This window comes from Moorena sp. SIO3H5, assembly GCF_010692395.1.
Taxonomy (GTDB): Bacteria; Cyanobacteriota; Cyanobacteriia; order Cyanobacteriales; family Coleofasciculaceae; genus Moorena.
The window spans coordinates 1-13,777 of sequence record NZ_JAAHHS010000205.1; the positions used below are offsets into that span (position 1 = coordinate 1).

General features: G+C 42.8%; 14 protein-coding genes. 5 read left to right on the forward strand and 9 right to left on the reverse strand.

Features of this window, described 5'->3' with window-relative positions:
* Window positions 1–35: 35 nt before the first annotated feature.
* Complete coding sequence (locus F6K52_RS20845; RefSeq protein ID WP_293081945.1) at window positions 36–302, reverse strand: hypothetical protein; 267 nt, start codon at window positions 300–302, stop codon at window positions 36–38.
* Window positions 303–921: 619 nt separating this feature from the next.
* A complete protein-coding gene (locus F6K52_RS20850; protein WP_364418856.1) occupies window positions 922–2,034 on the reverse strand; it encodes an S-(hydroxymethyl)glutathione dehydrogenase/class III alcohol dehydrogenase in 1,113 nt (370 codons plus the stop codon).
* A gap of 52 nt (window positions 2,035–2,086) precedes the next feature.
* Between F6K52_RS20850 and F6K52_RS20855 the strand changes: the two genes are divergently transcribed.
* From F6K52_RS20855 to F6K52_RS20870, 4 genes are all read left to right on the forward strand, one after another.
* Window positions 2,087–2,242 (forward strand): hypothetical protein, encoded by a 156-nt coding sequence (locus F6K52_RS20855; protein WP_293081951.1) that lies wholly within the window; start codon window positions 2,087–2,089, stop codon window positions 2,240–2,242.
* A gap of 134 nt (window positions 2,243–2,376) precedes the next feature.
* Complete coding sequence (gene map / locus F6K52_RS20860; protein ID WP_293081954.1) at window positions 2,377–3,165, forward strand: type I methionyl aminopeptidase; 789 nt, start codon at window positions 2,377–2,379, stop codon at window positions 3,163–3,165.
* 696 nt (window positions 3,166–3,861) lie between these two features.
* Complete coding sequence (locus F6K52_RS20865) at window positions 3,862–6,090, forward strand: S-layer homology domain-containing protein (RefSeq protein WP_293081957.1); 2,229 nt, start codon at window positions 3,862–3,864, stop codon at window positions 6,088–6,090.
* Between the two features lie 303 nt (window positions 6,091–6,393).
* Complete coding sequence (locus tag F6K52_RS20870; RefSeq protein WP_293081960.1) at window positions 6,394–8,466, forward strand: S-layer homology domain-containing protein; 2,073 nt, start codon at window positions 6,394–6,396, stop codon at window positions 8,464–8,466.
* Between the two features lie 33 nt (window positions 8,467–8,499).
* On the opposite strand, the gene F6K52_RS20875 is transcribed toward F6K52_RS20870, so the two are convergent.
* From F6K52_RS20875 to F6K52_RS20890, 4 genes are all read right to left on the reverse strand, one after another.
* Entirely contained in the window at window positions 8,500–8,658 is a 159-nt protein-coding gene (locus tag F6K52_RS20875; protein ID WP_293081963.1) for a hypothetical protein, read from the reverse strand.
* A gap of 133 nt (window positions 8,659–8,791) precedes the next feature.
* Window positions 8,792–8,989, reverse strand: coding sequence for a hypothetical protein (locus F6K52_RS20880; RefSeq protein ID WP_293081966.1), 198 nt, complete (start codon window positions 8,987–8,989; stop codon window positions 8,792–8,794).
* A gap of 630 nt (window positions 8,990–9,619) precedes the next feature.
* Window positions 9,620–9,823, reverse strand: a complete 204-nt coding sequence (locus F6K52_RS20885; protein WP_293081969.1) for a hypothetical protein — start codon at window positions 9,821–9,823, stop codon at window positions 9,620–9,622.
* A 619-nt stretch (window positions 9,824–10,442) separates the two neighbouring features.
* A complete protein-coding gene (locus tag F6K52_RS20890; RefSeq protein ID WP_293081972.1) occupies window positions 10,443–10,667 on the reverse strand; it encodes a hypothetical protein in 225 nt (74 codons plus the stop codon).
* A 523-nt stretch (window positions 10,668–11,190) separates the two neighbouring features.
* On the opposite strand from F6K52_RS20890, the gene F6K52_RS20895 reads away from it, so the two are divergent.
* Window positions 11,191–12,441 carry a PEP-CTERM sorting domain-containing protein gene (locus F6K52_RS20895; RefSeq protein ID WP_293081975.1) on the forward strand — a complete coding sequence of 417 codons (1,251 nt, stop codon included), beginning with the start codon at window positions 11,191–11,193 and terminating at the stop codon, window positions 12,439–12,441.
* Between the two features lie 140 nt (window positions 12,442–12,581).
* On the opposite strand, the gene F6K52_RS20900 is transcribed toward F6K52_RS20895, so the two are convergent.
* The 3 genes from F6K52_RS20900 to F6K52_RS20910 all read right to left on the reverse strand — a co-directional run.
* Window positions 12,582–13,205, reverse strand: a complete 624-nt coding sequence (locus F6K52_RS20900; RefSeq protein WP_293081978.1) for a type I restriction enzyme HsdR N-terminal domain-containing protein — start codon at window positions 13,203–13,205, stop codon at window positions 12,582–12,584.
* Between the two features lie 65 nt (window positions 13,206–13,270).
* Window positions 13,271–13,486, reverse strand: coding sequence for a hypothetical protein (locus tag F6K52_RS20905; protein ID WP_293081981.1), 216 nt, complete (start codon window positions 13,484–13,486; stop codon window positions 13,271–13,273).
* A 55-nt stretch (window positions 13,487–13,541) separates the two neighbouring features.
* A partial coding sequence (locus F6K52_RS20910) for a zinc ribbon domain-containing protein (protein ID WP_293081985.1) occupies window positions 13,542–13,777 on the reverse strand: 236 nt, incomplete at its 5' end.

Genomic DNA, 13,777 nt, shown 5'->3' on the forward strand with positions numbered 1-13,777 from the left:
TACCTAAGTCATACCCCTCTATTTTCTAGAGGCTCCTACTTAGAACAAGCCGCACGAGTTATGTACTTAGTCATCATCGTAATAAATTCCCCAGGAAGCCCCGTCGGCTGCACAGGACTCCACTCGGAGATTTCGGCATAACCCACTGCATAGAGGGAATGCATGGTGTTAATTATGCCCTTGCGGGAGCCCCTCAAAATATGCTGAACCGGGTATTTTTTAGGAAACGATTCTTGAGGATTATTACTAGGAGTTATATCCTCGGGATTTGTCTCTGGGTTTGGGCGAAATTCGGAATCCATAATGGTCACCTTTTGCTTGTAGCTTGTATACTATAATCATAATGAGTATAGTATTAGTTGTCAAGGGTTTTTATAATTTTTTTTAAGACCTGAATGAGATATAGAAAATAAAGGTATATTTAGGACATAATAGAGGAGTTATAGCAATTATACGAGGTACAAATTTCTGGTTTTTAGGGAGCAGGGAGCAGGGAGCAGGGAGCAGTGAAGAGGAACCCACCCCTAACCCCTCCGAGGAGGGGAAGGGAAGAGAGAAGAGGTAAAAAATAATCTGTACCTCATGATTTATAGAAACGCTATAGTAAAGAGTAAAAATGCGATCACCCTATAGCGATTATTTTAGAAAAAACGCCTTTAGCTGACCGCTAACTGCTGAGGTTTTATGAAATAGAAATGTTTCCAATTCAGTATATTATTGACTCTTAACCTTCAAACCTTGGCCAAAAGGCCACGCTACGCGAACAACCTTCAAACCTTGGCCAAAAGGCCACGCTACGCGAACAACCTTCAACCTTCAAACCTTGGCCAAAAGGCCACGCTACGCGAACAACCTTCAACCTTAAACCAACAAACCTTAAACCTTAAACCAACAAACCTTAAACCAACTCACCTTCAACTATCAAAAGGTAATCACACTCCTAATCGACTCACCCTGATGCATCAAATCGAAGGCATCATTAATTTTTTCTAAGGGCATGACATGGGTAATCATGTCATCAATATTGATCTTACCTTCCATATACCAATCTACGATTTTAGGAACATCCGTGCGTCCTCTAGCTCCCCCAAAAGCTGTACCCCGCCAGACCCGTCCAGTCACCAGTTGAAAAGGTCGAGTATTGATTTCTTCTCCAGCACCGGCGACACCGATAATAATAGATTCACCCCAACCTTTGTGGCAACATTCTAGAGCTTGGCGCATCACTTTAACATTACCAATACACTCGAAACTATAATCAGCGCCACCTTTGGTTAAATCAATAATGTAAGGGACTAAATCTCCTTCTACTTCATTAGGATTGACAAAATCCGTCATGCCGAATTTTTCCGCAAGTTGTTGTTTTTTAGGATTAATATCAACACCTACAATTTGGCTAGCACCCACCATCCGTGCGCCTTGAATCACATTCAAACCAATTCCCCCAAGTCCAAATACCACGACTCTCGAACCTGGTTGAACTTTAGCGGAATTGATCACAGCACCAATACCGGTTGTAACTCCGCAACCGATGTAACAAACTTTATCAAAGGGAGCATCTTTGCGGATTTTTGCCACTGCGATTTCTGGCAGTACGGTATAGTTAGCAAAGGTGGATGTGCCCATGTAATGATGGAGCATTTTGTCATCCACAGAGAAGCGACTGGTACCATCCGGCATCAAACCACGTCCTTGGGTATTCCGAATTGCCTGACAGAGATTGGTTTTACCACTTAAACAGTATTCACATTGACGGCACTCAGGGATATAGAGAGGAATCACATGGTCTCCTACCTCGACGCTAGTCACCCCTTCACCCACCTCAACCACTACACCTGCTCCCTCATGTCCTAGAATGGCTGGGAATAGTCCTTCTGGATCTGCGCCAGAGAGGGTATAAGCATCGGTATGGCATACTCCGGTTGCTTTAATTTCCACCATCACCTCACCCGCCTTAGGTTCGGCTACCTGAACCGTTTCAATGGATAACGGTTTGCCTGCTTCAAAAGCTACTGCGGCTTTGACTTCCACAATCGACTCCTACTTGGTCTTATCAACTGACCTATTTTATTGAAATATTCTCGCTTTGGATAGCAACGAAAAGACCAGTTACATACCATTTTTACCTGTTCCCGATTCCCAATTCCCAATTCCCGATTCCCGATTCCCGATTCCCGATTCCCGATTCCCAATTCCCAATTCCCAATTCCCGATTCCCGATTCCCGATTCCCGATTCCCTAAAATCCACAATATACTTCACCGATTGCTATCAAGCCCACCGGCGTTAATAAGTGATCAAATTATTGTACAATTAAAAAAACAACAAATAGTGTATCTTATCCTAAGTTTTCGGGTAATTGACGGAATAAACACTCATGGCAGCTGAACGAATTGTCATCTTATCCAGTAGAGAAATAGCTAAAATGCGTCTTGCTGGACGCTTAGCCACTGCACTCTTAGACCATTTAGAACCCATGGTTAAGCCAGGGGTAAGCACCCTAGAGATTAATGATGAAGCGGAACGCTGGACAAAAGAGCATGGGGCAATCAGTGCTCCCTTAGGCTATCAGGGCTTTCCTAAATCTATCTGTACCAGTATCAATGACGTTGTCTGTCACGGTATTCCTAACGGTAAGCAAATCCTTAAAGATGGGGACATCATTAATGTTGACGTAACACCAAAGCTGGATGGATATCACGGGGATACCTCTAGAACATTTTGTGTTGGTACACCCTCACCCCTAGCAAAAAAGCTGGTGGAAGTTACTGAAGAATGTATGATGCGTGGTATTGCTGAGGTCAAGCCAGGAGCAAGAGTTGGCGATATTGGTGCTGCTATCCAAGAGTATGCCGAGTCCAACGGCTTTTCCGTAGTGCGAGACTTTGTTGGACACGGGATTAGCAAGATTTTCCATACAGCTCCCCAAATTCCTCACTATGGCACTAGAGGCAAAGGAAAACGCCTCCGGGCTGGTATGGTTTTCACTATCGAGCCAATGATTAACGAAGGTACCTACGAAGTGGAAATTCTAGCTGATAAGTGGACAGCTCTAACACGCGATCGCAAACTTTCTGCCCAATTTGAACACACTGTAGTGGTCACTGCTGACGGCGTAGAGATTCTCACCTTGCCAGAACAGGAAATCCAAAGTAAATCAGCTTAAGTCCCATTAGTCATTAGTCATTGGTGCTTGGTAATTGGTGCTTGGTAATTGGTGCTTTATCCTTGGTAGCTGCCAGGAGACCTAATCTTTGTCAATCTGTTAATCAATTTGGAGAAAGCACTAATCACCAAGACCAAAGTCAAAGCAGTGACATACTCCCACACTGAATCAGAGATTACAGTGTGGGCTTCTTGCCAACTCCACCCAACGGTTCGGATACAAGGCCTTTGGCCACGCTACGCGAACGGCAAGCTTTATTGACGACACGGGATGCCCCTCCGCACCGGAACAATACAATAAGTTCTATTTTTAAGCACGTAGGTGGCGGTTAGCTCTTAATTTGTTTTCCCTACTATTTTTAGTATAACTTTTTTCAGGCTGTTGATCAAAGTTCTAGCTCCGCGATTCATCCCACACTCATGCTGCGCATGTTCGTTGTGGGGCTTCTCGCGGTCTTAGCTAAAGACTAAAGACTAAAGACTAAGGACTCATTAATAATATGGACATTTACTGAAAATCGAGCTTAAACTGTGAGATATAGGCAGTAAAAGCAGGCACACTATCTGGGCAACAATTCTTAAGAGTATTTCTAAAGAATGTTAGCCTCCTGCTCAGTAAATTAGCAAGTGGTGAACCCTCCCATGGGTGACACCGCCGTTTTGCTGTGTTCTTAAGCGTTTTGGGTAATCCTAAATTATGGCAACTCTATACGTCAATCCAGCTACTGGAAGTGATAGCGCTGATGGTAGCGAATCTACGCCCTTTAAAACTATTACCAAAGCATTTGATTCAGCTGGATCAGGTGACCAGATTCAACTAAAACCTGGTACTTATAATACTGGCAGTGGTGAAACCTTCCCATTGAAAGCTCCCTCTGGTGTAAAAATTATAGGGGATGAAGCCAACAAAGGCAAGGACATCTTAATTGAAGGCAACGGGTTGTTCAACACCCGTTTCGGTGGTGGCCAAAACGTGACCCTTATCCTAGCTAAGGATACGGAGCTGAAGGGAGTCACTATGACCAACCGGGAGCGCAGAGGCACTGGTGCCTGGATTGAGTCTGGTAGCCCTGTAGTAGCTAATTGTACCTTCTTTGAGTGCAATCGTGAAGGGGTTAATGTCACTGGTGAGGCCACACCAGAAATTAAAGATAATAATTTCATTGGTAGCGGTATAGAGGGTCAAGGGATATCGATTACCAGGGATGCCAAAGGAAACATCCAAGGAAATACCTGTATAAAAATGGGTAATGGCATTGCTGTTGATGGTAATGCAGCCCCAAGGCTGGTCGATAACAGAACCTCTGAAAACATCTTTGGGATAGTGGTTTCTGGGGACGCTCGACCGATACTGCGTAAGAATCGGATTGAAAACAACGAAAGATTTGGTCTGTCAGTTTCTGGGAAGGGTTTGCCAGATTTGGGAACCGCAGGAGACCCAGGGGAAAACGCACTGCGTAACAACGGTGAGTTTGATTTACAAAATTTCACCAGCGTCCAGTTGATTTCAGTGGGCAATGTGTTAGTTGCCTCAAAAGCCAGTGGTCCGGTTTCAATTCAGGATGCGATCGCTGACGTGCCTGGCGGTGGAGATGATACCGTAGTTGGTGGCGGTGGAGATGATACCGTAGTTGGTGGCGGTGGAGATGATACCGTAGTTGGTGGTGGCGGTGGAGATGATACCGTAGTCGGTGGCGGTGGAGATGATACCGTAGTTGGTGGCGGTGGAGATGATACCTTACCTGGTGGTGATAAAAAGTTAACTGATATTGCTGGTCATTGGGCAGAGGATTTCATCGAGGGATTGTACAGTGAAGGGTACATTAGTGGCTTTGGTGATGGCAGCTTTAAGCCAGACCAAACCATGACCCGTGCTGAATATGCGGCCTTGTTGGTCAACGCTTTCAATCCTTCAGCTGAAAGGGAAGCCAAGGATTTCACGGATGTTGCTTCCAGTTATTGGGCTTACGACAAGATTAAACAAGCCTATCGTGGTGGATTCCTCTCTGGCTACCCTGGGGGCACATTCAAACCCACAGACAAGGTCCAGCGTGCCCAAATCATTGTTTCACTGGTCAATGGGTTAGACTTAACAGCTGCCAGTCCCAATGCCTTACAAGCTTACGATGACAGCGGTTCCATTCCTACCTACGCCATTGAAGCTGTCAAAACCGCAACCAAAAAAGAAATTATCGTAAATCACAGCAATCTCAGGCAACTCAACCCCACTCGCAATGCTACCCGTGCTGAAGTAGCTGCCATGGTTTATCAAGCCTTAGTGGATGCTAACAAAGTTGGCCTTATTGCTAATCAATATATTGTCAAATTTGAGGACGACGGGATACCCACATTCGCAGACATTCAAAACCACTGGGCGAAGGAGTTTATTCAGGGATTGTTGGCAGAAGGTATAATTTCAGGTGTTGACAACACTAACTTTAAACCTAACGATAAGATCAACCGTGCTCAATATGCGGCCTTGATTAGCAAAGCCTTCAACCCTTCAGCGATCAGGGAAGCTAAGGACTTCAAAGATGTCGGTGATGGGTCTTGGGCAAAGGATGCGATTCAAAAAGCCTATCGCGGTGGATTCCTCTCTGGTTACACTAATGGCAACTTTGGACAAGGGGATAATGTTAAGCGAGCGGATGTGATTGTTTCCTTGGTTAATGGCTTGGGTTTAAAAGAATCAGACCCCAATGCTTTGGATCTCTATGATGACAAAGGAGATATTCCCAGCTATGCCACAGATCAAGTAATAACCGCTACTAAAAAACTGATTGTGGTGAATTCCCCTGACCAGAGGAAACTCAATCCCGTGCGTGAAGCCACTCGTGGTGAAGTAGCTGCGATGGTTTATCAGGCTATGCTCGATCAGGGCACACTAACTGCTGCTGTGAATAGTGAGTACATTGTGGTTGGTTGATTTATGGTTTCGACCTGACCAAGGTTATATCAACTAAATCTTTCTTAAAACATCGGTAGCCTGCTGAGTGCAGGCTTTTTTTTATATAGCGCTACGCGAAAGGCAATAAGCAAGAGGCTAAAAATCGGGCTTAAACTTTGAGATATAGGCAGTAAAAGCAGGCACACTATCTGGGCAACAATTCTTAAGAGTCTTTCTAAAGAATGTTAGCCTCCTGCTCAGGAAATTAGTAAGTGGTGAACCCTATCATGGGTGACACCGCCGTTTTGCTGTGTTCTTAAGTGTTTTGGGTAATTCTAAATTATGGCAACTCTATACATCAATCCAGCTACTGGAAATGATAGCGCTGATGGTAGCGAATCTACACCCTTTAAAACTATTACCAAAGCATTCGAGTCAGCTGGATCAGGTGACCAGATTGAACTAAAACCTGGTACTTATGATACCAGCAGTGGTGAAACCTTCCCCCTGAAAGCTCCCTCTGGTATAAAAATTTTAGGCGATGAAGCCAACAAAGGCAAGGATATCTTAATTGAAGGCAACGGGGAGTTCAACACCCGTTTTGGTGGTGGTCAAAACGCGACCCTTATCCTAGCTAAGGATACCGAACTGACGGGAGTAACTATTACCAATCGTGAGCGCAGAGGCACTGGAGCCTGGATTGAGTCTGGTAGCCCTACAGTAGCTAATTGTACCTTGCAAGAGTGCAATCGTGAAGGGGTTAATGTCACTGGTGAGGCCACACCAGAAATTAAAGATAATAATTTCATTGGTAGCGGTATAGAGGGTCAAGGGATATCGATTACCAGGGATGCCAAAGGGAACATCCAAGGGAATATCTGTAAAAAAATGGGTAATGGCATTGCTGTTGATGGTAATGCAGCGCCCAGGCTGGTCGAGAACGAAACCTCTGAAAACACCTTTGGGATAGTGGTTTCTGGGGACGCTCGACCGATACTTCGTAAGAATCGGATTGAAAACAACGAAAGATTTGGTCTGTCAGTTTCTAGCAATGGTTTTCCAGATTTGGGAACTGCAGGTGACCCAGGGCAAAACATACTGCGTAACAACGGTGAGTTTGATTTACAAAATTTCACCAGCGTTGAGCTGAGTTCCGTGGGCAATGTGTTAGTTGCCTCAAAAGTCAGTGGTAAGATTAATCTTGATGGCGTGAGCGTTGTTGGTCCTGTTGATAATGGAGACAAAAAGTTAAAGGATATTGCCGGTCATTGGGCAGAGGATTTCATCAAGGGATTGTACAGTAAAGGATACATTAGTGGCTTTCCTGATGACACCTTTAAGCCAGACAACACTATGACCCGTGCTGAATATGCGGCCTTGTTGGTCAAGGCTTTCAATCCTTCAGCTGAAAGGGAAGCCAAGGATTTCAGTGATGTTGCTTCTGATTATTGGGCTTACGAAAATATTCAACAAGCCTATCGTGGTGGATTCCTCTCTGGCTACCCTGGGGGGACATTCAAACCCACAGACAAGGTTCAGCGTGCCCAAATAATTGTTTCACTGGTGAATGGGTTAGACTTAACCGCTTCGAGCCCCAATGCCTTACAAGCCTACGATGACAGCGCTTCCATTCCTACCTACGCCATTGAGGCTGTCAAAACCGCAACCAAAAAAGAAATTATCGTAAATCACAGCAATCTCAGGCAACTCAATCCCACTCGCAATGCTACCCGTGCTGAAGTAGCTGCGATGGTTTATCAAGCCTTAGTGGATGCTAACAAAGTCAGCCTCATTGCTAATCAATATATTGTCAAATTTGAGGACGACGGGATACCCACATTCGCAGACATTGAAAACCACTGGGCGAAACCCTTTATTCAGGAATTGTTGAAAAAAGAGATAGTTTCAGGTGTTGACAACACTAACTTTAAACCTAACGATAAGATCAACCGTGCTCAATATGCTGCCTTGATTAGCAAAGCGTTCAACCCTTCAGCGATAAGAGAGGCCAAGCAATTCAAAGATGTCGGTGATGGATCTTGGGCAAAGGATGCGATTCAAAAAGCCTATCGCGGTGGATTCCTCTCTGGTTATACTGATGGCAACTTCGGACAAGCCGATAATGTCAAGCGAGCAGATGTGATTGTTTCCTTAGTAAATGGTTTGGGTTTAAAACAATCCGATCCTAATGCTTTGGATCTCTATGATGACAAAGGAGATATTCCCAGCTATGCCACAGATCAAGTAATAACTGCTACTAAAAAGAAGATTGTGGTGAATTCCCCTGAACTGAGGAAACTCAATCCGGTGCGTGAAGCCACTCGTGGTGAGGTAGCTGCGATGGTTTATCAGGCTCTGCTGGATCAGGGCACACTAACCGCTACTGTTGATAGTGAGTTTATTGTGGTTGGTTGATTGATGGTTTTGATCTGACGGGAGTTAGATCGACTAAATTTTTTTGAAAACATCGGTAGCCTGCTGGGCGTTGCTTAATAATGGAATGAATAAGAGTAGAGTGGGCATCCTGCCCGCTCGAAAATAAGCATGAAACTGGCAAGATGCCAGTTCTACGCAAGATGCCAGTTCTACGCAAGATGCCCATTCCATGCCTGATGTCCATTCCAGAAAACTCTTAAAATCATTCCATTATTAAGCAACGCCTGACTGCTGAATGCTTACCTATAAATTTTGAGGAATTATCGGAGTTATTTTCAACTAAGGATGGTAGGAATATCTCCTTTTATAAGCCAGTAACTGCTGCTACTGATGCACTTTCTATAGTTGTTATAATAGGAAGACTATCAAAATCCTCCAACATAATTGCTTTGCAGCCGGTAAATACAAAAGGATTGGGGTCTTTGATTTCTGTGGGTAAAGTGAGGCCTGTGTTAATTGTTTCAACTGGCATATCAGTAACTTTAAGATCCGTAATATTCATGGTAAAAACATCCTGAAATTAACTAAATAAATCGGTTGCTATTCAAGTATTATCGAAAGATTCACCAATTATTAGCCAGATTGGCGAAAGGTTTTAACTTCGCGCCAATCTGGCTATCAACCTAAATTTTACTCGTTACTATAGTAGCTATAGTGCTTCTCACACCAATCAAATTTAAGGGCGCATAGGTTGCACTCTTAACCCTTTTATTAGGCCATTTATAACCACTCGATTCGGTTAGTATTACGAAATTACTTGAGTTAATAATATAGGAAATATATAAATTTTAACGAGTGTTATATTATTATTTACCTTTTACGGCTTTAATCAGTTAGCGTTCCTGTAGCGTTACCTACGGTCAATTGCATTTTTTATTTTAAACATAGTTACGTAAGTTAAAATACCTATTAATTCATTCATTTTTAGTTTCAATAACCATGACAAACCATCCCACTTTTAAAAATCAAGTTTTATCAGTGGGATGATTATGTTGAAGGTTATAGATTATAGGCTGTAGCGATTAGCCTTTTAGGTTAATAACCTAGTATTAAGCGCCGGTATATTACTACAGAATTTACGCTTACCCTAATCCCTAATACCATTACCATAAAACCTAGAAAGTTTGAATAATTATTTTATTGGGCTGAAACCAATTCCAACGGCTTTGTTCCCAGTAACAGCACCAAAATCACCCAACATCAATCCTTTGCAGCCGGTAAATACAAAAGGATTGGGATCTTTTTTGACTACGTCAATACCATTATCACTAATAGGGGTAATCTCTTTAGTCACATCGATTTTAATATTACTGAAATCTATATCCTTAATATTCATGATCTAAACCTCATCAAATTAACTAAAAAAACGTTTGCAACTCAATTTTTATTTAAAAAATTACCAATTGTAAGCCAGATTGGCTAACTTGTTTAAGTTCTCGCCAATCTGGCCAGACAGCTAAATTTTAGTAGTTAATATAGTAGCTATAGTGCTTCTCACACCAATCAATTTTAAGGGCGCAACCCATGCGCCCTTAACCCTTTAGCTTAGGCCATTTATAACCACTATATTCTGTTATTGTTACTAAATTATTTGACCTAATAATAGAGGGAATATATAAATTTTAACGAGTGTTATATTATTTAATTTTTCCGGCTTGTAACAGTTAGCCTTCGCGTAGCGTGACCTACAGTAAATCGCATTTTTAAGTTGAAAAATAATCAGGTAACTTAAAAAACCTGTTAATTACGTTATTTTTAGTTTCCATAACCATGACAAACCATCCCACTTTAAAAAATTAAGTTTCATCAGTGGGATGATTATGTTTAAGGTTATAGATTATAGGCTTTAAGGATTAAGGTAATAACCTAGTATTAAGCGCCCGTCTATTACTACAGAGTTTACGCTTACTCTAATCCCTAATACCCTTACCATAATACCTATAAAGTTTTAAAACTTATTTGATTGTGTCGAAACCAATTCCGACGCTTTTGCCCACAGGAACACCAGAGGGCTCAATAGATAGGAATACTGATTCTTCTTTGGTAGCAGCACCAAAATCATCCAACATAAGTGCTTTGCAGGTGCTGTAGTTAAAAGTATTTGGGTCTGACTTTATCTCTTTAGTTAGATCAATTTTCATATCTTTGATATCATTTAAATTTATCCCCTTAATATCCATATTGTAAACCTCCTGAAATTCACTAAAAAACTCGGTTGTGCATTTTTGACACTACTATCCTAATCCATTTTTTTATTTATGGTAATTTAATTTACTTATTGGTTTATTTAAACTCCTGAAGATTATCTTATCTTTCACAGGCATTATCGAATAAATCACCAATTATCAGCCAGATTGGCTAACTTTTTTTGACTTCTCGCCAATCTGGCTATACAGCTAAGCTGAATTCATGAATAATAGTAGAAATTTTCTAAATTATTTAAACTAAGTTATTTATTTACAATCAATAACTTAGTTTGCTGAGTGAAGTAACCGTCAGCAGTCAGCCATTCCCGTAGCGCATTAAGTGATAGCTCATAGCTGAATACTTACCTATAAAATTTCTCATAGTAAGCATCTACAGTATTTTTCCCCTCTTGCCTCTTGCCTCTTGCCTCTTGCCTACTCCCTACTCCCTACTCCCTACTCCCTATTCCCTATTTAAGAATTGCTATATACCTATTAACCTAGAAACACATTAAGCATGACTAAAAGAATTGTTCCAACAGTAATTTACTTCACAGTTGGTATCCCCTTATGGGTACTAAATAGCCAAACCCCAGCAACTGCTACAGTCTTTTTTCAAGGGTTAGGAGATTTACCTGGAAGTATTTTTAGTAGTGATAGCTCTGCAGTATCAGCAGATGGCTCAGTTGTAGTAGGAGCCAGTTTCAGTGGTAATGGTTTGGAAGGAGAAGCCTTCCGTTGGACACAAGACACTGGCATCGTCGGACTCGGAGACCTTCCCGGTGGTCCTTTTGTTAGTGCCGCATTTGATGTATCTGGAGATGGTTCTATTGTTGTTGGTGCTAGCTTTAGCGCTGCTAGTTCGTCATCTACAGTAATACCACCAACTGAAGCATTCCGCTGGACAGCAGAAACTGGGATAATAGGATTGGGAGACTTACCAGAAGGCGGGTTTAGCAGTTTTGCATCCGGTATATCCAGCGATGGCACTGTGATAGTTGGAAACAGCAATGGTCCTCAAGGCACAGAAGCATTTCGTTGGACAGCGGAAACCGGACTAGTGGGATTAGGAGACTTACCGGAAGGCGGATTTAGTAGCCAAGCGGTCAGAGCATCAGCAGATGGCTCGGTGATTGTAGGTGGTGGCATTAGTGCTTCAGGGATAGAAGGATTTCGCTGGACAGAAGAAACCGGAGTAGTGGGAGTAGGAGATTTACCAGGAGGACCCTTTTTTAGTAGAGCAGCAGATGTATCCGCTGATGGCTCAGTGATTGTAGGCAGAAGCGCTAGTGCTAACTCCAGCGGTAGTGCTCAAATTGGTAACTTTAGCGGTACAGAAGCCTTTGTGTGGACTGAGGAAACCGGTATTGTAGGAATCTTGGATTTGCCAGGGGGAGGATTCTTTAGTAGAGCCTTCGGCGTTTCAGGAGATGGTTCGATCGTAGTCGGACAAAGTGAGGGATTCCGGGGTCAAGAACCTTTTATCTGGGATCGGGTCAATGGTATGCGCCCCCTGCTGGATGTATTGATTGATGACTTGGAATTGGATTTGACCGGTTGGACTAATTTGGTCGCCCAAGACATTTCCGATGACAATTCCACAGTTATTGGATTTGGCATCAATCCCGATGGCAACACAGAAGGGTGGATAGCACGACTGACTCCAGCATCAGCTACAGTCCCGGAACGGAGTTCAGTTTTTAGTCAATTAGCTATTTTTGGTGTGATTGGTTTAGCTTCAGCACTCAAGCGGAAACTGAAGCGTTAACAATTGTTAGACTTGGGAACAGGGAACAGGTAAGCTATCAGCTATCAGCCGTCAGCTATCAGCTATCAGCTATCAGCTGACGGCTGTTCACGTAGCGTGCGCGTAGCGCATATGCTTACCAGGGGAAAGGCAACGAAAACTCAATTGACTACCAATTGAGCAATGCGCTTAAGGATCCTAAGCACGTAATACCAGTCATTGCCACGATAGAGGGTAAACTCATCGGACAGAGCATACATCGGTCTACTGGATTTTGTTAGTTTCAAAAACCGGAAATTAGTACCATTAGTCACCAATCCAAAACTAGGGCGCAACTGATTAGGATTAGCCATCATGTAGGTCAATGCCTGAGGAATTGCTGACTTGAGAGAGAATCCAGCTTGTTTCGATTCAATCACTAATACCCAAAACTGCTCTTGTAGCACCAACACATCAATACGCCCTCGCAGGATTTCGTGCTCCTCAACAGCGGCAATTTCTATTGCGGCCTCTGTCTTGAGGTGAAAGGGAGAACCATAAAAACCCGCTAGTCCTAATAAGGGAGACAACACTACCATTTTGACAATGTCTTCCACCATCGGGTACTGTTCCAGGTATAGCATGTGAGCCTTAATTTGCTCTAAGGACTGCTGTTCAGTGTCGGTAAGTTCTGGTAACTCGTCCTGCCACTCTCGGAAAAATTGCTCATCCTCTGCTGGGCTGAGGTTAAATTTAACCTTCACATCATGCAAGCTAAGTTCTGTTATTGGTATCGTCTTCACCATCACGATTGAGCCAAGGTGTGTATTAACCTCTCGGTAAACCTATGATCGCGCACCGCGAAACTCAGTTAGGGCTTACCACTAGTTTGTGAGTCAGACTTCCCATAGCTCAAGGCTCGAATTACTAATGCGATCGCTAAAATAACCGTTGGAGCCAGGATACCAATCAACCCATTAACAGATGTAGCGGCAATGGGTACACTGGTAGCAGCATATTTAATAATAACAGAAATTATCGTGGAGAGGATGACGAGTTTGAGAATGAAGCTTAGCTGATTATCCATGTTGCCATTGCCCTATTGCTATTACTATATTGCCAGTGACTACTCCTACATCAAATCAAAGATTATGATGTGGGCTTCTCAAATTCACAAATGAGACTTGCTGTTCCTCAATATCCTGTATTGATTTACCACAGCCATTGAGCGGCAGTCCAACCGCCATTAATCCACGATTCAAAATATTGATTCCGCTATTCCAATCACGGTCAATTTTTACTCCACAATTAGGACAATTATGAACTCTATGAGCTAGATTTTTCTCAACTAATGCCCCACAGTTGAAGCACTCAATAC